This is a genomic window from Pseudomonas sp. F01002 (assembly GCF_004402115.1).
GTDB lineage: Bacteria > Pseudomonadota > Gammaproteobacteria > Pseudomonadales > Pseudomonadaceae > Aquipseudomonas > Aquipseudomonas frigoris.
The window spans coordinates 15,638-39,330 of the sequence record NZ_SOPU01000023.1 but is presented as its reverse complement, the minus strand read 5'-3'; the positions used below and the strand labels follow the sequence as shown (position 1 = coordinate 39,330).

Genomic DNA, 23,693 nt, shown 5'->3' with positions numbered 1-23,693 from the left:
GGCGGATGTCGTCAACCAAGCCGGGAGACTCCACCCATGCTGGTGGCCACCAACCCTCCGTCTGCAGCTTCGACCAGCGAGGTCAGCGGCACGCGTCGCGGCAGTTGCTGTTCGGCGAAATGGACACCACCGTCGCGACTGGCAAGCACTCGCCCACCCTGCGCCAACAGCATCACCCGACCATCGCGCAGCTCAACGCTTGAAAGAATCGTCAACGGCGCCGCCAGTTCGATGGCTTTCACGGTTGGACTGCCCGAGTCGATGCGACACGCAGCGCCCAACAGCCCGGCAAAGATAAAACTTCCACCGCGCGTGGCTGTTGCGGTGAACAGAGTGCGTTCGGAAGGTGCCGCCAAGGCCGTGAAGCTAGCGCCATCGTCGTCGCTGCGCATCAGCACGCCCTGCTCGCCCGCCACCACCCAGGTCTTGGCATGGTGGGCAACCGCATACAGATGCATGCTCATGGGATTGACCAGACGCTCGCGGCAAGGCGTCCAGGTTTTACCGCCGTCATCGGTGCTGGCGGCGAGGCCGAAGGCGCCCACCACCATCCCGTGCAATGCGTCGGCAAAACAGATCGACAGCAGCGGTTTGTCTGCACCGTCATCCACCAGACGCTGAGCCTGCTGGACGCGGTGTTCGCGATCGGCATCGGTATCGGGCAACGCCTGCGCCTGAACGAGACTGGCCTGTGCCAAGGCGATTCCATCGGTCTGAATGGACCAATTCTCACCACCGTCAGAGGTATGCAACACAACGCCACTGTGGCCAGCGATCCAGCCCTGACGGGCGTCGACAAAACTCGCTGATGTCAGCGTCACACTGACCGGTACGCGGGCCTGGCGCCAATGCCGGCCGCCGTCGTCGGACAGCACGACCATGCCGCGTTCGCCCAACGCCACCAAACGCTCACCGGCCACCACCACGCGGGTCAGCACAGCCTGTGCTGCCCGTGGGGTCATGGTCGCCGGTTGGCCGAGCAGCCCTGGCATGGCTGCCGAAGCGAACGCTACCGTGGTAGAGGCCAGAGTCGGGGCCAACAACACTTGCAAACCCAGGCCCAACCCCACCAGCAACAGCCCGCGACGGGATACGTCGACGCCTTCATTGTTATTGTTATTCATACCGGTCATCTCATCAGGTTCATCGTTCAAGCCAAATACAGTCTTTAGCGCACGCCCTCTCCAGACAGGGACTCAGGCGTGAAGATGCGGTCTGGCAACGTGGCCTTCAGGTCGACTTGTTTGTCACGCGGGAAATAGGCCGAGGCGAAGTAGCCGCCGCCGATCAGGTCGTACGACATATAGCCTGCGACGATGGTGCCGGGACCTGCCGGGAACACGGTTGGCAAGTTGTACGTCACTTTCCACAGTTGCCCCTGGGCGTCCCAACGTTCGCCGGCGACAGCGATCCAGGTGTCTTCATCCAGATACACGCGCAGACGCGGAATCACGTGGCGCTGACCGGCCTTGAGCGTGCCCTCCACCACCCACACCCGATGCTGCTCGAAGCGCACGAAGTCCGGGTTGACGGTCTTTTCAGACATGAGCTTTTCCAGCGACGGCGCCTGGTGATAGCTGTTGGTGTTGTACGGCACGTACATTTCTTTCTTGCCGACCAGCTTCCAGTCGTAACGTCCGATGGACGAGGAATACACCTCGACTTCGTCGAAATTGAGGATGCCGCCCGCCACCGGGCTCGGTACATCGCAGCAGGTCAGCGGCAGACGACGGACGCGACGCTGGCCGGTCAGGTAGACCCAGGTTTTAGACTCGATGTCGTTGATGTTGACGCGTTGCAGCAGGATCTCGCCGGCACGGATCGGCGGGCCGGACGTGTCGACGCGACGCACGACAATGTTGGAGCCGGCGGCCTGCCATTTCTCCAGGTTGCTGTTCTGGTCGTAGTAAGGGAACGAGCTCTTGGCGACGTTCTGCGAGACCGGAATCACTTTGCCTTCTGGCGTTACGCGAGCCAGGCTAGGCGTGGTCTGGTAGCTGGGGGTTGTCCAGCGCAGCAGGTGGTTCCAGATCGCCTCTTCCCCGTTTTTCGGAATCGGGAACGGGATGCCGCCGTAGGTGCCTTTCGGGAATGGACCGAGTTCGCCAGATGGATCCATTGTCGCTCGGGTGGCGTTGGCGAAGGTATTGTCATACACCCACTGTGGCGCCGCGGCGGTGCGTCGGGTCGGGAACACCTGAACGTTGAAGCTCGGAAATTTCTTCAACAAACCCAAGGTGCCTTCGGTCAACTTGTCTTTGTACTGATCGGCATTCTGCGCAGTGATAGTCAGCAGAGGCTTATCCTTGAACAGATCCGGAATCGCCGCTGAGTTGTACGAGTTGTCGACCGGATACCCCCCCTCCCAAGGCGGAATCGTCCCGTCCTTGTTGCCGGCACGCTCGGCGCCCAGAGGCGTCAGCGTGGTCTTCAGCTTGGCGGCTTCGTCTGCCGAAACAGCGGCCTGGACAACCGGTGCCGTCAGTACGGCGCACGTCAGAGCCAGCAAGGTCATGCGATTGAACATGGTCATTATTGTTTTCCCTTAGAAGGTGCGACGCAGCGAGACTGAGACGAAATCACGATCTTTCAAGGTCTGAGCGAAGGTGTACGTCCCGTTGACGCTCGGGTCACTCGACGCATACGTGGCGGTGTTTGCTCCGCCGTAGTAATGGGTGTACGCCATCGTGAAATCCCACACGGTCAGATAGTTACCGGCGAGCGTGAAGGTCATGTCGCCGCCATCGTCTGGCCCCATGATCGCCACCGGGGATTTACCATTGTTGTAGCCAACGGTGAAGGAAGGCGTGAGGTCGAGGCCGTCCATGACGTTGCGCTGCGGTATCGCGTACAAGGCCCGCACCGCAGCAGCGCGTCGATCCAGATCCGGATCCATGGCCGAGCAATTACTGGTGCAACTGGTCAGCTGGTTGTAGGCCACTTCCATGCTGAATGAAGGTTCGTCGGACATGAAGTTGCGCGGCATAGTCCAGATCATCGACACGTTGGCATGCGCCGAATTACCGATGGCATAAAACGCGTGGTTGTTGTTGTCCGCCTCTTGGGCTCCAACCTCCACCGGCAGGCTGGTCAACGGCGTGTCGCGACGTACGGAGATCTCTCCGGCGTAGTTGATCGTATCCACTGTCGTGGTGGCACTGATACCGAACGCCTTGATGTCCTCGGGGTACACCCATTGGTATGTTCCGAACCCGGCACCTGTGACAGGGGTGCGTCCTGCGTGTGAATAAAGCACAGGCGTTTTGGCGTGGTAGCGGATCGCGTAGGCACCCAGTTCCCAGTCGCCCAATTGCGTGCGCAGTCCAAGACCGAACTGGCCGCTATCTTTAGCCTTGATGTCAGCACCGCGCGACAAACCGATTCCCGGTAAGCCTGGTGCAAAGCGAATTCGTTCGCCGCCATCGGCGATGAAGTCGTTGACCGAGAAGTAGCTACCTGCGGCCGGCAAGCGAGTAGCTTCCCAGTCGTATTGGTAGTAACCCATCAGGGTCAGCGCTGGGGAAAACTGGATCTGCCCGGAAAACTGGCCCACCGGCCTGATGATTTCTTTGGTGGTCGATCCAGGTACCGAGGAAGCCTTGACCGCGTCCACCGGAGACTGGGTGCCGGCAATGGCATTGGCGCCGAAGAACAGACTCTCGCCCCACAGCACGGTGTGTTGGCCCAAACGGCCACTGACTCGCGCGTCGCCGACGTCAGCACCACCAAAAACGAAGGCATCGAGAATCTCGGCCTGACGACCATGAAGGTCGCGGGTGTCGTGGGTGAAGTGGTCACTCGGCACCGACAACGAGTTGTTGGTCGCTGGTGAGTTGTTATCGTTTTTCTGGTTATAGACGTCGTCGTACCAAGCCGCGCCGCTGATGCGCAGGCCGTAATCGTCGTGAATAACCAGATCCATCTCGGACAGCACATCGAGACGGTTGGAAATCAGCCGGCCTTTCTTGAAGTTACGGTCGCCATCGTCAGCGTTGAGCGCCGCCGGTCCCTTGCCGCCACCCGGCGTGGCAGGAACGTTTTGGGTCAGCGTGTCATCCTGATCCTTGAGACGCATACCGGCAGAGTATTTGAACGTGTTGTCCCAGCGCAGTTTGATGTCAGGGTTACCCACATCAATCGGTGCGGCCAGCGTCGAGCCTGCCGCCATCAGGCTGGTGGCAACCAGCATGGAGCGAAGACTCTGGCGATACAAAACGTCGTGCGGCACTGCAAATCTTATTTTTATTATTTGCATTTTTGCTACCTAGAGGGATTGTGTGACGCATGAACTCCGGTTGCGATCTGCCCGATTACATGAACGTTGGCCAGTCACAGCGACCCACAAGAAAAACCTCCCATGAAGTTGTGGTACCGGTTGAATTCATGCACGGACGAATCATGTGCAGGCAACACAGAGTCTTGGTTTGAGATGGTTTTATTGTCCTCAACCCTGACTGTGTATCTGTGTTGGCCCGAGTATATGCAGGCCCTTTTCGGCCTGAACAATGATAAAACCTGCTACACCGCAGCCAGAAAACTGATGGTGCAATGAAGGCGCGAATTCTTTGGGGGAAGGCGCAAAGAGACACAGCTCCGAGCGCTAAATAGGCGTGCAGACAAGGGGAAAATGCACAGGAAATCTGATCGGATTTGGCAGGATTTGGCAGGACTCGCAAGAACCGCAGGACTGGCAGAGATGGCAGGTTGGCGCAGAAATTGTAGCGAGGGGATTTATCACCGATGGGCTGCGAAGCAGACCCAAACCCTGCCAATGCGATATCTCTGAAAAACTGCGGTGGCTGATTCAAGGCTACTGTGCAGCCCGCCGGGGATAAATCCCCTCACCACAGAGTTCGCTTCAGGAGTTGTCGCTGGTTAAATGCAGTGCCATTTTGTCGAACAGCAGCTTCACTCGCGTCAGCTCCAGTCGCGCCGTCGGCACCATAATTTTCACCCAGCGCTCCACCAGCGGGAATTGCTCCAGCACTGGCACCAATTCCCCCGCTGTCAGAGCATCGGCAACGATCGGCAAGGCCAGTTGCACAATCCCTTGGCCATCGCGGGCGGCGGCGCACAAATAGCCTTCATCGTTGGTGATAAGCACCGGACGCACGTCCACTTCTATCCGGCCTTCGGGCGAGTTGAACGCCCAGATTGACCCGGCAAGGGAAAACGACAGACAGGGATGATCGACCAGGTCGCGAGGATGCAACAGCGCTTCACATCGCGCGAGATACGCCGGCGCCGCACACATCACCCGAGGAAAGGGGCGGATGACCTGCTCGACCACATCCGAGTAGGCCATCTGATCCATGCCGACCGAGATATCGAAGCCCTCCTCCGCCGGATTACCGCCCCGATCAGACGCAACAATCTCCAGTTGCACCATCGGATGTTCAGCACGGTAACGGGTAAACAGATCGCCGAGGCCCTGGCGGATCAGCACCGCCGGAGCTTTGATTCTGATCGGGCCTTCGATGGCGCCGGGGCTCAAGATCGCGCCACTGGCCATGTCGCTGTATGAGCGCAACAGTTGCCGGGCATGAGTCAGGTAGCTTTGTCCGGTGTCAGTCAGAGTCAAACGGCGGGTTGAGCGGTCGAAAAAAGTGGTTTTGAAATCCCATTCGAGCTCGTCAACCCGCTTCATGATGACCGAGGGTGAGGTGTACAAAGTGCGCGCAGCGGCTGAGAAGTTACCGGTGTCGGCGGTGACGACGAAAGCCTTCAGCTTCAACAGCATGTCCATGGTGGAGCGCTCAATATCAAGTAATGAGTTCGGACTCGATCGCGCGACGGATTTCAACGTTCGCCCACAGACGATCGTGGTGCGCCTGACAACTTTGCCCCAACTTTCCGATGCCGTTGACCACGCACCAATGCTCCAGATAGAAGAGCGCGAAATCGGCGATGGTCATTTTTTCGAAGAGCCAGTCTTTGCCGTTGATCTGTCGTTCTGCCCGGTCGAGCCCGGCCTGGAATATCTTCAGACCCTGCGCTTTCACCGCCGCATGATCTGCTTCACTCGGCGCAAACTTCTCTGGCCGGCGAGCGCGAGTGTAGCCTTGCATGTGCACGGTAGATACCAAATATTCCGTCATTTCCAGCACACGAATCTCGCCTTCGATGTCCGTCGGGATCAGCTCTCGCTCAGAGTTCGTCCGGGCGAGATAGAGCGCGATTACCGGGAATTCGGTGAGCAGCGAACCATCGTCGCGAATCAGCGCGGGGACTTTGCCCTTGGGATTGATCTGCGTATACGCCGCAAATTCTGGCGTGCCTGCGCGCGCTGCTTTCTCGATTTCGAACGGCTTGCCGATTTCAGCAAGCAAGGCATGGATGCCGATCTGGCAGGCTCCGGGCAAAAAAAACAGCTTCATAACATGTTCCTTATTGTGAGGTCGGCGTGGCAACGCGGTGACTAGACGATGAACGTTTCGAGGACGCCGATACCGTCGACGCCCGCCTCCACCCGGTCACCCGGTTTGAGGTACCACTCACGCGGATCGGGCTTGTGGTGCAAAGCCACGCCTTCTGGCGTACCGGTGCTGATCAAATCGCCGGGCACCAGACCGAAACGTGACCAGAACGCGACCATTTCGGCGAAACCGAAAATCAGATCACGGCAGTCGGAGTGCTGGCGTAATTCACCATTGACCCTCAGCCACAGCACCAGGGCTTTGGGATCCGGTACTGCGTCGGCGGTCAGAATGTAGGGGCCGATCGGACCAAACCCCGGAAAGTTCTTGCCGAGCATGATCATGCCGTTCTGCATCTCGCGCAGTTGCCATTCCCGTGCCGACAGGTCATTGAAAATGGTGTAGCCGAAAATCGCGCTGGCAGGATCAACGTCGCGGCGTGCATCGATTGCCTTGCCGATGACCAGCGCGATCTCGACTTCGTAGTCGAAATCGAGCACATCGTCGGGTCGCTTCACCTGACGTTTATGCGGCACCAGCGTGCGCCCGAGTTTGATGAAACCGGTCGGGAAATCGCTGTGCAGTTTGCTGGCATTGTCGACATTGCCCTTCATCGATTCCGCCTTGTGCCGGCCAAAATTACGCCCGGCGCAGAAGATCGATTTTTCCGGCACTGGCGTAAGCCACTCAACGGTATTAGGGTCATCCAGCCACAGCGGATCCTGACGATCCGCCGCCCACCGGAGCAACTCGCGGGTGGCGTCCATCGCTGCTGCGCCGCCCTCGATCAGGGCCATCACCGATGCAGGTGTGGTTGGGCCGCCTCGCACCGCCGCCGCTTTGGCGACATCTACAAGAAATTCACGCCCCGACGCGGCAACGACGATGCCGAGGCGTTCAGCCCCTGCGGCTGATTGATAGCGTGCGATCTTCATGCGTCGAGCCTGGCCAGAAGATGCTTGAGTAACTGCACTTCACTCGGGTCGAGCTTGCCCTGCACATCGGCCTCGCTCGACTTGCGGATGGCGATCAGTTCCAGAACCGCGTGACGTCCATCGGCAGTCAACCTGACGGCAACACGGCCGTCACTGGCGTCCACCTCCTCCAACAGGCCTCGCGTGATGAGCTGTTGCACGATCGCAGCGGAAATGCCCTGACCGCGCACCTTCTCGCTGCGTGCAACGATTTCCGGCATGCACAAGCCGTCTTCACGACCGATGATGCTCAGCACCGCATATTCCTCGGCCTTCCACTGCCGCGATTCGAGCTTTTCAATCACGCTTTGGCGCGTGCGCAAGTAAGCATTGGAAACCTGATACAGCAGATCATCAGACGACAGGTTGCTGAACTCTTCTGCCGATTCAACGGCGGCGACGGCTTGCTTTGCTAGCAACATGCCGTAGCGGCCGCCATGGAACACCAGTGGCTTGCGCGCGGAGTGGCCGAAATCGACAATCTCGCCGACAAAAATGACGTGATCACCGCCCTCGTACTGATAAGCGAGTTTGCAAGTGAAGCGCGCCATGCAGTCGGGCAGCAACGGCACGCCGTCCGGACCACGATCCAGCGTGAGTCCTTCGAAACGGTCAATGCCTTTGCTCGCAAAGCGCGACGACAACGATTCCTGATCAGCGGAGAGAATATGCACGGCGAAATGCCCGTTGTTGCGGAAGGCATCCATATTCAACGATGTGCGCGCCAGGCTCCAAAGCACCATCGGCGGATCCAGCGACACCGAAGAAAAACTGTTCGCGGTCAAACCAATGTCAACGCCGTCAGGCCCGGCCGTGGTGACAATCGTCACCCCCGTAGCAAAGGAGCCAAAAGCATCACGCAGCGCACGGCTGTCGAAGCTCGGCCCGGCTTTGGAAGGATCTGTTTGAGTTGCTGTCTGTGTCGTCATGGTGAATGCCTCCAGTCTTCTTATTATCGAAACCGCCATGCTGCGACGGGCCACCGAAGTGGCCCCGGCTTCGCTATTTGGCAGCTCTGACGCGGGCCTTGTCCGCCAGATAAGTTTCCAGGGTGACCAACGGACCACGTTCGTGATCGAGCTGTTTGGTCGCAATGCCGCTGAACGCGGTGGTCTCGTTGAACCAGCACTCCTGCGGCGGCATGCCCCAACGCAGCGCCAGGCCGGGCTTGCGCACGTCCCACGCAACGGGCTCGACCTCGATATCGATCAGCAGATAGTGATCACAGAACAACTCGACCCGATGGCCATCGGGATCGCGCAAGTACACGAACAACACGCCGGCCGGGCCGTGTCGACCGGGGCCACGCTCCACGACATCGCCCATGCCCAGATTGCCGGCGATATCGCAGGCGCGCAGGATGCTGTGGGAGTCAGAAACGGTGTAAGCAAAGTGGTGCAGACGCGGCCCCGGGTTTTCCAGAAACACGATGTCTTGGGTGCCGGGCTTGCGGAACATGAAAGTAGCAATCAACTTCTCGTCCAGCGCCATGTATTCGGAGATGCGGAAACCCATTTCTGCGTAGAAATCGGTCTGCTCCTGCACGTTCGGCACTTGAATCTGGTAGTGGTCGAACCGCATCGCCGCACCACCCTTAAAGTCCTGAAATTGCGTGTACACGCGCGGCGTCGTGGTCATCGTGGCGCAAAGCTGCACCGGGGTGCCGGCCGGGTCATTGACCAGCAGCGTGCGGCCCTGATGCGGCACTTCGATCCAGCGTGCCGGCAGGCCTTTGGACTTATAGAAATGCGCGGCCTTGTCCAGCTCTTCTTCGGTGTACACCCGAAAACCGATGGCTTCAGCAGAGTGCTCGCCGTCGTGGCGCTTGATCACCAGACTGTGGTGGCAAACCTCTTCCAGGCCGCGGAAATACAGGGTGTCGGCATCGCGTTCGGTCAGCACCAGGCCAATGACCTGTTCGTAAAAATCGCGACTGGCTTCCAGGTCACGCGAAGTAATGACGGCGTGACTTGAGCGGGTGATATTGAACGGCGGGTAATAGACCGGTGTTGGCAATGGCATGTTAATTCTCCTGATGTCTTTTCAGAGCCGAGTGAAATCGGCCTCGTTGCTCAACTCGAGGGGGCCAGTCAACCGACCGGTCATGTTGTACCAACCAATATTGAACAGCAGCGCCACGCTCTGCTTTTGCCCGAGGCCGTGGTAAACGTCTTCCCAGACCTTGTCGCTGACCTGCGCAGGCGCGCGGGTTGCGTCCCGGGCCAGGCGCAGCACGGCCTTCTCCAGATCGGAGAACAGCGCGCTCTTTTCGAAGTCCCACAGCGCTTGCATCTGTTCCTTTAGCACGCCTTCCTTGAGGGCTCGATTCCAATGCGGATCGTGTTCGTAATGGGTGCCCATGGTCTGGCACGCCATGACGATGGCCATCTCTCGCAATTTCGGATCAATGCCACAGCCGTTGCGCACCGCGTCGGCCATGGGAATGAAAACCTCGAGAATCTCCGGGCAAGTCGCCAGAGTGCGAAAGATCTGCGCATTCGGTGCATGGCCACGCTTGGCGCGCAGCAGCGCGAAGGCTTCAGGTTCGTCATCGGGGTTGGGCAGTTGGATACGAGGCATACAAACTCCGCACATTTTTATTTTGGTGGCTTTCCGCAGCATCGTTATTGCTGGGGCTACGGCAGGCTTCGCTTATTGGCCGTTGATGCGCTGATCCCATTCGCTATTGCGATCAAGGAACGCCCACACACGGTCTTGCGCCTCGCGCGCACCGGGATAGCGTTCGCCACGCATTTGCGCGTTGCGCCATGGATCGCCCGAAAAAAACTTTTCGTACAGATTCTGGCGTCCGGCGAACGATGAGCAGGACGCGTCCCAGGCCAGCCGCAATAGCTGCATTTTGCGTTCGGCGGGGATATCGGCCCCGGCGCAATAACGTTCGATGGCCGGGCCGTTTTCGCTGTAGAGATCCTCGACCGTTGGCGCGACCACCACGTTGCCAGCACCCAACAATTGCAGGATTTCCAGCGCTCGCGCATGCATCGCCGGGTATTGCGCGCGCACCACATTCAGCGGTTGTTCGTACGGCACAACGGTGCCACCGGGGCCTGGCACGCAGTCGATTTCAGCGACACGAATCATCGCGCGCAGGGTTTCGACGTAAGCGACCAGTTCCGACAGTTGCACCATGACGTTGGGGAAACGGCTGTGGTTCACTTCGGTCAGGTTGTAGGCGATGCCCAGCAGGAACTCCATCTTCGCCAGTGAGCGCGTGGCGGACTGGTGCGAACCGTGCGGGCCGGAAGGCGACTTCATCGCCGATTCAACCGCTTTGATGCTGCGATACATGAACACCCGCTCCCACGGGATAAACGCTTCTTCGAACCACAGCACGGCGTCCATTTCGTCCATGCGTCCGGTCAACGGATCGTTGGCGAACCGGCCCTTCGCAGGCAGCGAAGGACGGCAAATCATCTTCATCCCGGGGGTGTCAATCGGTGCTGCGAAACCCACCGCGTAGGCTTCGGCATCCGCCACCAGCGGGAATTTTGCCGCCGCCGGCATGATCAATACTTCGTTGGCCAACGGGCCGAGGGTGGCCACCGAACGGGCGCCGGACACGTAGATGCCGGCATCGGATTCGCGCACCACACGCATGACCATGTCACCCGGCTGCTCGAACATTTGCAGGCGCTTGTCGATGTCCGGCGATACCAGCGAGTGCGTCAGCGCGAGATCGTTTTCGCGGATGAACTCATGGTATTTGAGAATGTTCTGACCGAATTGCTCACCGCCGGCAGCGAACAGTTCGTGCGCCGAGGCATGCGCGCTGACCATGACGTTAAGGAAGTCCGGTGTGCGGCCCATCATGCCGCCGACCGCGTCCATCCAGGTCTTCATCATTTCCCGGCGCAGACGCAGATCGTCAGCCGAACGCGGCAGCATGAACGAGCGACCAACACGCGCACCTGAGGTCGGTGATTCGAAGGTCATCTTGTCCTGCAAGGCTGGATCGCACTGGATGTCATACAGATCAGCGATGGATTGAATCGCGCCACGGAAACGGCGATCCACCGTCACGTCCTTGATGCGCTCGCCATCAATCCACACGGAGCGACCGTCTTGCAGCGAGGCGATGTAATCGGCCCCGTTGCGTACTCCGTTGCGGGCTCCACTCATGGCCATCGGTTTTTTGTTTGCGTTATTTTCCATGGGTCATGCTCCTGCATTTGAAACGTTTGGCCTGCGGCGGGACTACCCGGCGCAAGGCGAGTTCGGCTGCGGTTGCCACACCTCGATGGTATTGAGATGGGCCGCTTTTAAGAATTTGTGAATGGGCCGAAGAGTTGTTCCGAAATAGAAAAGAACGACGCTTCAGGTAGCGAGGCCAAACTCCGCCGCCAAGGCAAGAATGTTCCGCGCCCGCGCCATCACCGGGGCATCGATCATCCGGCCATTGAGCACCACCACCCCGCCGCCGGCCGCGTCACCCAGCTGGCAAACGGCTTGCGCCCATTCGATGTCCTGCGCCGAGGGCGTGAAGGCCACCGCGGCTTCGGTGACCTGGCTGGGATGAATCAACAACTGGCCACTGAACCCGTGTCGCCGCGCACGCGCGGCGTAGCGGGCCAAGCCTGATTGATCACCGATGGCAGTGAACACGCCATCGACCGGCGCCGGCAATCGCGCCCGTTTACTCGCAAGCACGAGCATTGCGCGCCAAGGCAGAAACACCAGTTCTTCAGGGTCTGATTCGTCGGGAATCAGATCGAGTTCGACGGCCAGATCCAGCTTGCCGAACATTAACCGCGCGCAACCCGGTGCGCCGGCGATATGGGCCAAGGCGTCAATGCCTTGCACGGTCTCGATGATGCACAACTGCGGTTTGCCGGTGACATGATGGGCATGCTGCACCTGCGCCGCGTTGTCGGCTTTTGGCAGAATCACCGCAGCGATGCCGGTGTGACGACAGGCGGCCAGATCATGCTCATGCCACAGCGTGTCGGCGGCATTGATGCGCACCGTCACGCGCTCATCGGGATGCTCATCCAGCCAGGCCAGCAAGGCCAAGCGCGCCGCCGGTTTGTCGACCGGTGCCACCGCATCTTCAAGATCGACCACGACGATGTCGGTGCCGCTGGCTAGCGCTTTACCAATGCGTTCCGGACGGTTTGCGGGCACGAATAGAAAGGTGCGTGCCCGCGCCAGATTCAATTGTCGATTCGCCATCACACCACCTTCCTGTCGCGCAGTTCATCGGCACGGTCGGCGTAACCTAGTTCACGAAGAATCGCCGCGGTATGTTCCCCGAGTGCCGGCACCGGGCCCATGCGCGCGGGATGCTCACCGCCCATGCCAGGTGGTTGCAGTGCAGGTATCGGGCCTGCGGGCGTGTTCACGGTCGTCCAGCGCTGACGCGCGGCGAGTTGCGGATGGTTCCAGATGTCGTTCATGGTGCTGACGTTGGCATTGGCGATGTCAGCGGCATCGAGGCGAGCCATCACATCATCAGCGCTGAGACTGGCAAAGTTGTGCTCGATCAATTTGCTCAAGACTTCGCGGTTGGCAGTGCGCAGCGCATTGCTGGCAAACCGCGCATCCGTGGCGAGTGCTGCGTCACCCAACAACTTTTCGCAGAACACCGCCCATTCGCGTTCGTTCTGCAGGCCGAGCATGACGGTACGGCCATCGCCGGCGCGGAACGGCCCGTAAGGGTAAATCGTCGCGTGCGAAGCACCCGTACGGCGCGGTGGCTCCTGCCCTTCGTAGGCGTAGTACATCGGGAAGCCCATCCACTCGACCATCGCATCAATCATTGCGATCTCGATGCGCCGGCCACGGCCGGTTTTGCCGCGCTCGATCAGCGCCGCAAGGATATTGGTGTAGGCGTACATGCCCGCCGCAATGTCGGCGATGGAAATGCCGGCCTTGACCTGTTCTTCCGGTGTGCCGGTGATCGACAGGAAGCCGGCCTCGCTCTGAATCAGCAAGTCGTAAGCCTTTTTCTCGGTGTACGGGCCGCCCTCACCGTATCCCGAAATGTCACAGACGATCAGCTTCGGGTTTTTCGCAGACAGTGCTTCGTACGAAAGCCCCAATCGGGCAGCCGCGCCCGGCGCAAGATTTTGCACCAGCACATCGGCTTCGGCCAGAAGTTTCATCAGAATCTCCTGTGCCTCGGGTTGTTTCAGGTCGAGCGCAAGGCTCTCTTTCGAGCGATTGACCCAGACAAAATGCGAGGCCAGACCATCGACACGCGCGTCATAGGCACGGGCAAAATCGCCGCTGCCCGGACGCTCGACCTTGATCACCCGTGCGCCCTGATCAGCCAGATGACGCGTGGCCAAAGGTGCTGCGATGGCGTGCTCGAGCGAGACCACCGTGATCCCTTCTAGCGCAAGTACCGGTTGGGTAGATGCCATAACGGAGTCCTCAGAAAGAACGCGGCAGCCCGAGCAAGTGCTCGGCGACGTAGGAATAGATCAGGTTGGTCGAGATCGGCGCGACTTGGTACAACCGGGTCTCGCGGAATTTGCGCTCAATGTCGTATTCATTGGCGAAGCCGAAACCGCCGTGGGTTTGCAGACACACGTTGGCGGCTTCCCACGAGGCCTTGGCGGCGAGGTACTTGGCCATGTTGGCCTGGGCGCCACAGAGTTGGTGCGCGTCGAATAGCTGGCAGGCCTTGAAACGCATCAGGTTGGCGGCCTCGATTTCGATGAAAGAGTCGGCAATCGGGAATTGCACGCCCTGGTTCTGCCCGATGGGACGGTCGAACACCACGCGTTCGTTGGCGTATTTGACGGCGCGCTCCATGAACCAGTAACCGTCACCAATGCATTCGGCAGCGATCAACGTACGCTCGGCGTTAAGCCCATCGAGGATATATTTGAAGCCCTTGCCCTCCTCGCCAATCAGGTTTTCCTCAGGGATCTCCAGGCTGTCGAAGAACAGCTCGTTGGTCTCGTGATTGACCATGTTGGGGATTGGCTGCACGGTCAGGCCCTTGCCGATGGCGTCTTTGAGGTCGACGATGAAAATCGACATGCCTTCAGACTTGCGCTTCACCTCGGTCAGCGGCGTGGTGCGTGCAAGCAGGATCATCAGGTCGGAGTGCTGCACCCGCGAAATCCAGACTTTTTGGCCGTTGACCACGTAGCGGCCGTCTTTCTTCACGGCGTTGGTTTTGATCTTGGTGGTGTCTGTGCCCGTGGTTGGCTCGGTGACCGCCATCGACTGGATGCGCAACTCGCCGGCGGCAATCTTTGGCAGGTATTTTTCTTTCTGTGCGGTGCTGCCGTTACGCAGCAGCGTGCTCATGTTGTACATCTGGCCATGGACTGCGCCGGAGTTGCCGCCGGAACGGTTGATCTCTTCCATGATCACCGACGCCTCGGTCAGCCCCAGACCCGACCCGCCGTATTCTTCCGGGATCATCGCCGAGAGCCAGCCCGCGCTGATCAGTGCATCGACAAAGGCCTCAGGGTAGGCCCGCTGCTCGTCGATCTTGCGGTGGTATTCGTCTGGAAACTCACTGCACAAGGCACGGACGGCGTCGCGGATTTCCTGGTGTTCATCGGGGGCGTAGAGCATGGTCATGTCGGTTTCCTGTCTTGTTTGTAGTGATCGCGGCGCAGCAGTGCCCTTGGCGCTTCTGCACAGCGGCACCTTTTTTGAAAACGCTTGGGTGTCAGTCGAACATGACTTCAGCTTTCATCGTCGAGCGCCTGTTGCAGTCGGTCCAAAGATCGGCGCTGCCCGGGCCGGTGAGCTGTCCGCACACCGCAAAGTCCGCCGTGTCGAACAGCGGGCCGATCGCGCGGAAAGCGAAGCGTCGTATGCGCTTGTTCGGGCGCGCCGCGCGAAAGGCTTCGAGCAGCAATGTCGCGGCCAGCGGGCCCTGCACGACGAGGCCCGGATAGCCCTCTTCCCCGGTGGCGTAGGGCTTGTCGTAGTGAATGCGATGGCCGTTGAACGTCAGTGCCGAATAACGGAACAGCAACACCGGGTCGGGATGAATCAGTCGGCGGAATTCGCCTCGGCGCTCCGTCGCTTCGCCGGCAAGGGGCGCTCCTGCAGGCGCTGGTTGGCGGTAGACAATGTCCTGTTCCTCCACTACGCACACACCACGCTCACCGGAAATCTTGTGTTCGACGGTGACAAACAGCAACTCGCCATTGCGCCCGGATTTGCGTTCGCAGCGCAGGATGCGCGAAACCCTGGTGACGGCTTCCCCGACGCGCAGCGGCTGCTCGAAGTTCAAGCGTCCGCCTGCCCACATACGGTTGGGCTGGTTCACTGGCGGCAGGAATCCACCGCGTTGCGGATGGCCGTCGACGCCGATTTCGCTGTGTCGGGCATTTGGCGAGAAGTACACCCAGTGCCACAAGGGCGGCAATTCACAGCCTTCCTGCAGGGTGTCGGAATCGAGGTCGAGCGTCGCTGCCAGCGCTTGCGCAGTGCGTTGATCGATACGATCGCTACGCAGTTCCTCGCGGCCCACCCAATCGCTCAAGTCCGCGAGAGTCGCCTCATTACAGGCATTCATGGTCATCTCCTTCACGCCTCTTTACGCCGTGCCGCCGGCAAGTCGGTGCAGCTGCCGTGGGCAACTTCTGCCGCCATCCCCACGGTTTCACCCAATGTCGGATGCGGGTGGATGGTTTTGCCGATGTCCTCGGCGTTGGCGCCCATTTCGATAGCGAGGCACACCTCGCTGATCAGATCACCCGCACCGGTACCGACGATGCCGCCGCCGACCACGCGATGGGTGTGTGCGTCGAACAGCAGCTTGGTGAAGCCTTCATCGCGACCATTGGCAATGGCACGGCCAGATGCCGCCCATGGGAAAAGCGCCGTCTCGACCTTGATGCCTTGGTCTTTGGCTTCTTGCTGGGTCAGGCCGGCCCAAGCCACTTCGGGATTGGTGTAGGCCACGCCGGGAATCTGCAACGCATCAAAGCGGCTGCGGGCCAGTTCGGCATTGTTCAAGGCTCCGCCTGCCGCGACTTCAGCGGCGACATGGCCCTCGTGAACGGCTTTGTGGGCCAGCATCGGTTGGCCGACGATGTCGCCAATCGCGAAGATATGCGGCACGTTGGTGCGCAGTTGCTTATCGACGGGGATGAAACCGCGCTCATTGATATTGACGCCGGCCTTGTCGGCATCGAGCTGGTTGCCATTGGGTTTGCGTCCGACCGCGACCAACACCAGGTCGTAGCACTGCGGTTCTGCGGGTGCTTTTTCACCCTCGAAGGTCACCCAGATACCCTGCTCGCTCGCCTCGGCTTTCACCGTGCGAGTGTTCAACATCAGGTGATCGAAACGGTGGCTGTTGTGCTTTTCCCAGACTTTGACCAGATCGCGATCCGGGCCTTGCATCAAACCGTCCAGCATCTCGACCACATCGATACGTGCGCCCAGGGCCGAATAAACCGTGGCCATTTCCAGGCCGATAATCCCACCGCCGACCACCAGCATGCGTTTCGGCACAGACCTGAGTTCCAGCGCACCGGTTGAGTCAACGATGCGCGGATCCTGCGGCATAAACGGCAACTTGACGGCCTGACTGCCGGCAGCAATCACGCATTGTTTGAAGCGAATTACCTGTTTCTCGCCCGTCTGCTCCTGGCCGGAGCCGGAACACAGAGCGACCTCGATACGCTGCGGATCGAGGAATCGGCCAACGCCGCGCACAACCTCAACACTGCGCCCCTTGGCCATGCCGGCGAGCCCGCCCGTGAGCTTGTTGACCACCAATTCTTTGTGCGCGTGCAACTTGTTGATATCGATCTTTTGGGCACCGAAGTCGATGCCCATTGACGCCAAATGCGGGACTTCCTCCATGACCGAAGCGATATGCAGCAGCGCTTTGGAAGGGATGCAACCGACGTTCAGGCACACACCTCCCAATGTGGCGTAGCGCTCGACAATGATGGTTTTCCGGCCCAGATCGGCCGAGCGGAATGCGGCGGAGTAACCGCCGGGGCCGCCGCCGAGCACCAGCACGTCGCACTGCAGCTCTGTGCCGCTGGCGGTTGCGGCCGCTGCCGTTGTTGGCGTTGGCTGAATCGCCGACCCATTCGATTCCAGCGTTAACAACACCGTGCCTTCGCCGACCTTCTCGCCAACCTTGACTCTAATCTCCTTGACCACACCGGCGGCAGAAGACGGTACATCCATGGTCGCCTTGTCGGACTCCAGCGTGCAGAGCGGGTCATCGACGGCCACCACATCGCCAATCTTGACCAGTATTTCAATCACCGGCATGGCGGCGGCATCGCCGATGCCGGGCATCTTCACTTCAATCACCTTACTCATTGGCATTCCCTCACAGCGTAATTCGACGGAAATCTGCCAACAGCGCCGCCAGATGCTGAAGGAACCGTGCAGCCGCCGCGCCATCGACGACGCGGTGATCCCATGACAACGCCATGGGCAAAATCAGCCGCGGCGCGAAGGCGTTGCCATCCCACACCGGTCTGATTTGCGCGCGGGTGACGCCGAGGATTGCCACTTCCGGCGCATTGATAATCGGCGTAAAACCGGTGCCGCCAATGCCGCCCAGGCTGGAAACGGTGAAGGTTCCGCCGCTCATGTCTGCGGGCCCCAACTTGCCGTCCCGAGCTTTTCTCGCCAGTTCGGCGCATTCCGTGGCGATTTGGCCGATGCCCTTTTTGTCAGCATCGCGAATGACCGGCACCACCAGACCGTTCGGCGTGTCAGCGGCGAAACCGATGTGGAAGTACTGCTTGAGAATCAGGATCGGCTCGCCGTCTTCGTTGCCCAACGAACTGTTGAACGACGGGAACGCTTTCAAGGTGGAGACCGCGGCCTTGATCAAAAACGCGAGCATGGTGTATTTGATCGCGTCCTTGCCGCCTTCCAGATTGAGCTGCACGCGAAATGCTTCCAGCTCGGTAATATCGACTTCTTCGTTGTTGGTGACGTGGGGGATCATCACCCAGTTGCGCGCGAGATTTGCGCCGGAGATCTTTTTGATACGCGACATCGCGACCTTCTCGACCGTGCCGAATTTGGCAAAGTCGATGTCCGGCCACGGCAGCAGATTGAGCCCACCGGATTGATCGGCACGCGGCGCGGAACTGTCCAGACGCAGCAGAGCGTCTTTGACGAAATGTTCGATATCGTCACGAAGCAGTCGCCCGCCCTTGCCGGTGGCAATCGCGCGGTTGACATCCACGCCCAGTTTGCGCGCATAGCTGCGTACCGAAGGGCTGGCGTGGGGTTTCGGCCCGGAAATACTCACCACTGGCGCAGGCGCTTTGGCGACGGCTGGCTGCGGAGGAACGTAGGCGATGGGTTCGGCCACGACCGGGCTGATGACGGGCGCTTGCGCAACAGGCGCTTCGTCAATCGCCATCTGCAACGTAAGGATCGAACTGCCTTTGGAAACGCGATCGCCTTCCTTGATCGTCACCGCCACAACGGTGCCGGCGCCTGGGCTCGGCACGTCCATTGAGGCCTTGTCCGATTCCAGCGTCAGCAGTGGGTCATCGAACGCTACTTTATCGCCCGGTTTGACCAATACCTCGATCACCGGCAGGTCTTTGAAGTCCCCGATGTCAGGGACATGAATTTCTCTGATTTCACTCATGACGTACCGTCGCCCAGAATTGATCCGTTGCGCGCTCACGCAACGGAGGGAGCGCTCATCGAGCGCGTGCGAAGAGAAAACCGCTTAGCGTGTCCACGGCGCCGGGCTATCACCTTTCAGGCCATAGCGTTCAACAGCCTCGGCCAGCACCTGACGCGGCAAGCTGCCGTCACGGACCAGACCGTCCAGTGCAGCCAGTACCACTTGATGGCGATCGACTTCGAAGAAGCTGCGCAACGCGGCCCGGGTATCGCTGCGACCAAAGCCGTCAGTGCCCAGGGCAATGAAACGTGCATCGACGTAACTGGCGATCAGTTGCGGCCAGGCGCGGACATAGTCGGTGGCGGCAATCACCGGCGCGTTGCCGATCAGGGAGGCACACAGATGGCTGACTTGCTCAGGTTCAGTCGGATTCAGACGATTACGTCGCTCCACTTCCCGCGCTTCTCGTGCCAGTTCGCTGAAACTGGTGACGCTGAAGACCTCGCTCGACACCTGCCAGTCAGCTGCCAACAGTTCAGATGCCGCGATGACTTCGCGCAGAATCGTGCCGGAACCCAGCAGCCGCACGGTTCCACGCGACGCAGGTGCATGTGTCACGGCGTAGCGATACATGCCGCGAATGATTTGGTCTTCCACACCGGAGGGCAAAGAAGGCTGGGCGTAGTTCTCGTTCATCACGGTGATGTAATAGAACTCATCTACATCGCGTTCCATCATCTGGCGCATGCCATGGTCGACAATCACCGCAAGCTCACCCGCAAACGCCGGGTCGTAGGCGCGGCAGTTGGGAACGGTGGCGGCCACCACATGGCTGCTACCGTCCTGGTGTTGCAGCCCTTCCCCGCCCAACGTCGTGCGCCCGGCGGTGGCACCGAGCAAAAAGCCACGAGCGCGTTGGTCGGCCGCGGCCCAAATCAGATCGCCGACACGCTGGAAACCGAACATTGAGTAGTAGATGTAGAACGGCAGCATTGGTTTGCCGTGCGCGCTGTAAGAGGTTGCGGCAGCGACCCACGAAGACAATGCACCGGCTTCTGTGATGCCTTCTTCCAACAGCTGACCGTCACGGGCTTCACGGTAATAGAGCATCGAACCGGCATCTTCTGGTTCGTACAGTTGGCCGAGCGGTGAGTAGATCCCGATCTGACGGAACAGGTTGGCCATGCCAAACGTCCGTGCTTCATCGGCAACAATTGGCACGACGCGTGGCCCCAGTTCTTTGTCTTTGAGCAACCCACCAAGCATGCGCACCACGGCCATGGTGGTGGACATTTCCTTGCCGTCAGCTTCAAAAGCAAAACGTGCGTAGTCCGCCAATGCCGGGATGGCGACGTGCTCGCGGCCCTTCTGCCGCGCCGGCATGTAGCCGCCTAGCGAAGTTCGGCGCTCACGCAGATAACGCATTTCCTGGCTGTCTTCGGCCGGGCGATAGAAACGCAGCTGCGCGACGTCATCGTCCGAAAGTGGCAACGCGAAACGGTCACGGAACGCCTTCAGCGCATCGATATCGAGCTTCTTGGCCTGGTGCGAGGTCATCCGCGATTCGCCGGCGCCGCCCATGCCGTAACCTTTTTTGGTTTTGGCAAGGATCACGGTTGGCCGGCCTTTGTGCGCTTTGGCTGCGGCGAACGCTGCATGCAACTTTCGGAAATCGTGACCGCCACGCTTCAACGCATCGATTTCGGCATCGGACATGTGCGAGACCAATTCTTTGATCTCTGGATCCTGCTGGAAAAAATGCAGGAGGTTATAGGCGCCATCCTTGGAACCCAGCGTCTGGTACTGACCGTCGACGGTTTGAGCAAAGCGTTGCAGCAAGGCGTTGTTGGTGTCCCGCGAAAACAACGGATCCCAGTCCGAGCCCCAAATGACTTTGACCACATTCCAGCCGGCGCCGGTGAACAACGCTTCGAGCTCTTGAATGACTTGACCGTTACCACGCACCGGCCCGTCCAGACGCTGCAAGTTGCAGTTGACGATAAAGGTTAGGTTGTCGAGTTTTTCCCGCGCCGCGAGCGTGAGCCCGGCGATCGATTCGGGTTCGTCCATTTCACCGTCACCAAACACGCCCCAGACATGGCGGTCGGCGGTTTCGGCCAGGTTGCGGTGTTCGAGGTAGCGCATATAGCGCGCTTGATAAACCGCACTGATCGGACCGATACCCATCGAGCCGGTCGGGAACTGCCAGAAGTCCGGCATCAACCAAGGGTGTGGGTAGGAACTCAAGCCGTTGCCGCCGACTTCCTGGCGATAGTTGGCCAGTTGTTCCTCGGATAGCCTGCCCTCCAGGAACGCCCGTGCGTAGACACCCGGCGCCGAGTGCGGCTGATAAAACACCAGATCGCCGCCGTGACTTTCGTCGCGGGCACGGAAGAAATGGTTGAAACCGACCTCGAAGATTTCTGCGGCAGACGCATAACTTGCGATATGCCCACCCAGATCCCCGTAAGCCTGATTGGCGCGCACCACCATGGCCAATGCATTCCAGCGAATGATCGACGTGATCCGTTCCTCGACAGCAAGGTCCCCTGGGTAGGGACCCTGCCGTTCAATCGGAATTGTGTTCCGATACGCCGAGTACGGGTGCACATGCGAGGTGATGCCAAGTGCTCTTGCGTGTTGCTCTAACTGTTTGAGCAGAAACTGGCCGCGCTCGGAGCCGCCATCGCGCACGACGGCTTCCAGCGACTCAAGCCATTCCTGCGTTTCATCCCGGTCGCTATCCAGTGAAGCCAACGACCCAGGGATCGAATTTTCATTTAGCGAACTCATATCTGCCTCCACTCTTGTTGTTGTTTGCTTAGAGATGAACCGACAGAACGTGCCGCCGTACTCAGCCTCATGACTGCAAATGAACCTGTTTCAACACACCGTGCGAAAACCACCAACGGCTGCGTTGAGCGCGCCGCCCACCTGTTCCAGGCCGCGCACCGAGGCGTCGAGCAAGCCGCTGGCAGCGGTGCTTTGCTCAGACACCGCACGTACCCGTTGCATGCTTTCGCCAACCTGCTCAGCCACGGCGCTCTGCTGTTCGGCCGCCGCCGCGATCTGCTGACTCATTTGTTCGACGGTCGACACCGCCGCCGCAATTTCCTGCAGCGCTTGTGACGCTTGTGCGGCGAGTACCACGCTTTCGCCGGTCAGCACTTGACTGCCCTGCAACCGGCTGGCAGCGTGTTCAGCGACGATTCGCAACTGTTGAATGATTGCGGCGATGTCGTCAGTGGAGGTTTGCGTGCGCCGGGCCAGGTTACGTACCTCGTCGGCGACCACGGCAAAACCTCGACCGTTTTCGCCGGCCCGTGCCGCTTCAATCGCCGCATTCAGGGCGAGCAGATTGGTCTGCCCGGCCAGGGCACTGATCACGTCGAGTACCTTGCCGATCGCTGCGCTCTCGTTGAGCAACGAACCCATGGCGTCGGAACAGCCGCTCATTTCTTCGGCCAGGTGAACGATCTTGCTGCTCGCCTGATGCACCAGTGCTTCGCCTTTGCGCGCCTGATCATTGGCCTGTTCGACGGCGTGGCGGGTCTGACTGGCATTGCGCGCAACGTCCTGGGCCGTTGCGGCCATCTGTTGCATCGCGGTGGCCGCCAGCTCGGTTTCTTCACGCTGCGAGTCGACGCCTTGACGCGTACGTTCGGTGACCTGCAACAGACTGTCGGCAGCGTGGTTCAACTGTCCGACGCCTTGGCCAATCCGGCCAATCAGCCCACGTAAACTTTCCAGCATGACGCCGACGCTGCCGAGCAACTGGCCCAGCTCATCGCGGCGTCCTGCGGCATCGATCTGCGCGCTGAGATCGCCCGACGCTACGCGGCGAGTCAGCTCAACCGCTTGACGCAACGGTTGCAGGATCAAGTGACGAATCAACACACTCGCGCCTATGCCAAGGGCGAGCGCCATCAGCACCATCCCCGCCAACAACCGCGATACCCGCTGACCCATTGCCTGCGAGGCTTGAACCTGTGTGGCGCGAACTTCGCTAAGCAATTGACTGACTTTGTCAGCGGCGCCGTTCATTGCCGCCTGGCTGTCGCTGGTTTGCTCGCGGCTGGCGGCGTAACCATTGAACGCGGCGCGGTATTCATCCAGCGCTGTACGGGCCTGGGTCAGCGATTCGCGCTCGGCGCCTTCGAGGCGCAGTTCGAGGTTTTCCATGTAAGAGCGCAGTTCAATGACCCGCGCTTCCCAGGCGTTGCGCTCTTCGGTGCTGCCTTGCAGGGTGAAATAGAGTTCGCTGTCACGCAGGTTCGCCAGTTTGTCGCGCAGCGTGGAGGCTTGTTCCAGTTGCAGCATGCGTACCGCGTCCGCCGGCTGGGTCCGCGAAGCCAGCAAGTTGACCGCGTCGAGTTGATCGAGCATTACCACGGTGAAACGTTCGCCCACCACTTGCGCCAGTTGCTGCATGCGCAGGCGAGCCTCGCGGGCATCGCGCTGGGCCTGGGCATACCGTTCGAACTGGGCGAGATAATAGTGGGTGGCTTCTTTGGAGGCGCCCTGCCCGCTGTCCATTTTCGATTTTTCCAGCAACGCCACCAACTCGGCGGTAATCCCGGAGACCTTGTTGGCCTCGTCCTCGGCCAGGTTCAGGCCGAACGCCTTGACCGCGACCTGCGCTTGCAGAATCAACGACTCAACGGCGGCGACGTCGTTCATCTTCCTGGCGCGGGTTTCGAGTACGTTGAAGGCGTAAAACGCAGTCGCGGCTACGGCTAATGT

18 protein-coding genes and 1 pseudogene are annotated in these 23,693 nt (G+C 59.9%); all 19 read right to left on the bottom strand.

The window, feature by feature from the left end; all coding sequences use genetic code 11:
* Positions 1–11: 11 nt before the first annotated feature.
* Positions 12–1,124, bottom strand: a complete 1,113-nt coding sequence (locus E3W21_RS19335) for a YCF48-related protein (protein WP_134421493.1) — start codon at positions 1,122–1,124, stop codon at positions 12–14.
* A 44-nt stretch (positions 1,125–1,168) separates the two neighbouring features.
* Positions 1,169–2,533, bottom strand: a complete 1,365-nt coding sequence (locus E3W21_RS19330; protein ID WP_134421492.1) for a DUF1329 domain-containing protein — start codon at positions 2,531–2,533, stop codon at positions 1,169–1,171.
* Between the two features lie 12 nt (positions 2,534–2,545).
* The gene (locus E3W21_RS19325) at positions 2,546–4,189 is read right to left on the bottom strand and encodes a DUF1302 domain-containing protein (RefSeq protein ID WP_017337771.1); all 1,644 of its coding nucleotides are present in this window, start codon (positions 4,187–4,189) and stop codon (positions 2,546–2,548) included.
* 669 nt (positions 4,190–4,858) lie between these two features.
* Entirely contained in the window at positions 4,859–5,746 is an 888-nt protein-coding gene (locus tag E3W21_RS19320; protein WP_134421491.1) for a LysR family transcriptional regulator, read from the bottom strand.
* Positions 5,747–5,762: 16 nt separating this feature from the next.
* Positions 5,763–6,377 (bottom strand): glutathione S-transferase family protein, encoded by a 615-nt coding sequence (locus E3W21_RS19315; RefSeq protein ID WP_134421490.1) that lies wholly within the window; start codon positions 6,375–6,377, stop codon positions 5,763–5,765.
* Positions 6,378–6,418: 41 nt separating this feature from the next.
* Positions 6,419–7,351: a fumarylacetoacetate hydrolase family protein gene (locus E3W21_RS19310; RefSeq protein ID WP_256661593.1), complete on the bottom strand. Its 933-nt coding sequence runs from the start codon at positions 7,349–7,351 to the stop codon at positions 6,419–6,421.
* A complete protein-coding gene (locus tag E3W21_RS19305; protein WP_256661592.1) occupies positions 7,348–8,373 on the bottom strand; it encodes a flavin reductase in 1,026 nt (341 codons plus the stop codon). The genes E3W21_RS19310 and E3W21_RS19305 overlap by 4 nt, the downstream gene beginning before the upstream one ends.
* Positions 8,374–8,392: 19 nt before the next feature.
* Positions 8,393–9,412 (bottom strand): VOC family protein, encoded by a 1,020-nt coding sequence (locus E3W21_RS19300; protein WP_134421489.1) that lies wholly within the window; start codon positions 9,410–9,412, stop codon positions 8,393–8,395.
* A 21-nt stretch (positions 9,413–9,433) separates the two neighbouring features.
* Entirely contained in the window at positions 9,434–9,970 is a 537-nt protein-coding gene (locus E3W21_RS19295; RefSeq protein ID WP_134421488.1) for a carboxymuconolactone decarboxylase family protein, read from the bottom strand.
* 72 nt (positions 9,971–10,042) lie between these two features.
* Positions 10,043–11,563, bottom strand: coding sequence for a 4-hydroxyphenylacetate 3-hydroxylase family protein (locus tag E3W21_RS19290; RefSeq protein ID WP_017337763.1), 1,521 nt, complete (start codon positions 11,561–11,563; stop codon positions 10,043–10,045).
* 162 nt (positions 11,564–11,725) lie between these two features.
* A complete protein-coding gene (locus E3W21_RS19285; protein WP_134421487.1) occupies positions 11,726–12,580 on the bottom strand; it encodes a CoA ester lyase in 855 nt (284 codons plus the stop codon).
* Entirely contained in the window at positions 12,580–13,773 is a 1,194-nt protein-coding gene (locus E3W21_RS19280; protein WP_134421486.1) for a CaiB/BaiF CoA-transferase family protein, read from the bottom strand. Before E3W21_RS19280 ends, E3W21_RS19285 begins: the two co-directional genes overlap by 1 nt.
* A 10-nt stretch (positions 13,774–13,783) precedes the next feature.
* Positions 13,784–14,944, bottom strand: a complete 1,161-nt coding sequence (locus E3W21_RS19275; protein WP_134421699.1) for an acyl-CoA dehydrogenase family protein — start codon at positions 14,942–14,944, stop codon at positions 13,784–13,786.
* 97 nt (positions 14,945–15,041) lie between these two features.
* Positions 15,042–15,899 (bottom strand): MaoC family dehydratase N-terminal domain-containing protein, encoded by an 858-nt coding sequence (locus E3W21_RS19270; RefSeq protein ID WP_134421485.1) that lies wholly within the window; start codon positions 15,897–15,899, stop codon positions 15,042–15,044.
* Between the two features lie 11 nt (positions 15,900–15,910).
* Positions 15,911–17,671, bottom strand: a complete 1,761-nt coding sequence (gene lpdA, locus E3W21_RS19265; protein WP_134421484.1) for a dihydrolipoyl dehydrogenase — start codon at positions 17,669–17,671, stop codon at positions 15,911–15,913.
* Positions 17,672–17,681: 10 nt separating this feature from the next.
* Positions 17,682–18,968, bottom strand: a complete 1,287-nt coding sequence (locus E3W21_RS19260; RefSeq protein ID WP_134421483.1) for a dihydrolipoyllysine-residue acetyltransferase — start codon at positions 18,966–18,968, stop codon at positions 17,682–17,684.
* Positions 18,969–19,052: 84 nt separating this feature from the next.
* A complete protein-coding gene (gene mdeB, locus E3W21_RS19255) occupies positions 19,053–21,743 on the bottom strand; it encodes an alpha-ketoglutarate dehydrogenase (RefSeq protein WP_134421482.1) in 2,691 nt (896 codons plus the stop codon).
* A gap of 90 nt (positions 21,744–21,833) precedes the next feature.
* On the bottom strand, positions 21,834–22,703 hold the full coding sequence (locus E3W21_RS32395) for a methyl-accepting chemotaxis protein (protein WP_371927126.1): 870 nt from the start codon (positions 22,701–22,703) through the stop codon (positions 21,834–21,836).
* Positions 22,698–22,877, bottom strand: a pseudogene (locus tag E3W21_RS32390) (HAMP domain-containing protein); the annotation flags it as partial. The pseudogene E3W21_RS32390 and the gene E3W21_RS32395, both read right to left, overlap by 6 nt.
* Between the last annotated feature and the right edge of the window lie 816 nt (positions 22,878–23,693).

Coding starts and splice junctions, on each gene's coding strand:
- E3W21_RS19335 (WP_134421493.1), bottom strand. CDS start 1,124: ATGAATAACAATAACAATGAAGGCGTCGACGTATCCCGTCGCGGGCTG.
- E3W21_RS19330 (WP_134421492.1), bottom strand. CDS start 2,533: ATGACCATGTTCAATCGCATGACCTTGCTGGCTCTGACGTGCGCCGTA.
- E3W21_RS19325 (WP_017337771.1), bottom strand. CDS start 4,189: ATGCTGGTTGCCACCAGCCTGATGGCGGCAGGCTCGACGCTGGCCGCA.
- E3W21_RS19320 (WP_134421491.1), bottom strand. CDS start 5,746: ATGGACATGCTGTTGAAGCTGAAGGCTTTCGTCGTCACCGCCGACACC.
- E3W21_RS19315 (WP_134421490.1), bottom strand. CDS start 6,377: ATGAAGCTGTTTTTTTTGCCCGGAGCCTGCCAGATCGGCATCCATGCC.
- E3W21_RS19310 (WP_256661593.1), bottom strand. CDS start 7,351: ATGAAGATCGCACGCTATCAATCAGCCGCAGGGGCTGAACGCCTCGGC.
- E3W21_RS19300 (WP_134421489.1), bottom strand. CDS start 9,412: ATGCCATTGCCAACACCGGTCTATTACCCGCCGTTCAATATCACCCGC.
- E3W21_RS19295 (WP_134421488.1), bottom strand. CDS start 9,970: ATGCCTCGTATCCAACTGCCCAACCCCGATGACGAACCTGAAGCCTTC.
- E3W21_RS19290 (WP_017337763.1), bottom strand. CDS start 11,563: ATGGAAAATAACGCAAACAAAAAACCGATGGCCATGAGTGGAGCCCGC.
- E3W21_RS19285 (WP_134421487.1), bottom strand. CDS start 12,580: ATGGCGAATCGACAATTGAATCTGGCGCGGGCACGCACCTTTCTATTC.
- E3W21_RS19280 (WP_134421486.1), bottom strand. CDS start 13,773: ATGGCATCTACCCAACCGGTACTTGCGCTAGAAGGGATCACGGTGGTC.
- E3W21_RS19275 (WP_134421699.1), bottom strand. CDS start 14,944: ATGCTCTACGCCCCCGATGAACACCAGGAAATCCGCGACGCCGTCCGT.
- E3W21_RS19270 (WP_134421485.1), bottom strand. CDS start 15,899: ATGAATGCCTGTAATGAGGCGACTCTCGCGGACTTGAGCGATTGGGTG.
- lpdA (WP_134421484.1), bottom strand. CDS start 17,671: ATGAGTAAGGTGATTGAAGTGAAGATGCCCGGCATCGGCGATGCCGCC.
- E3W21_RS19260 (WP_134421483.1), bottom strand. CDS start 18,968: ATGAGTGAAATCAGAGAAATTCATGTCCCTGACATCGGGGACTTCAAA.
- mdeB (WP_134421482.1), bottom strand. CDS start 21,743: ATGAGTTCGCTAAATGAAAATTCGATCCCTGGGTCGTTGGCTTCACTG.
- E3W21_RS32395 (WP_371927126.1), bottom strand. CDS start 22,703: ATGCTGGAAAGTTTACGTGGGCTGATTGGCCGGATTGGCCAAGGCGTC.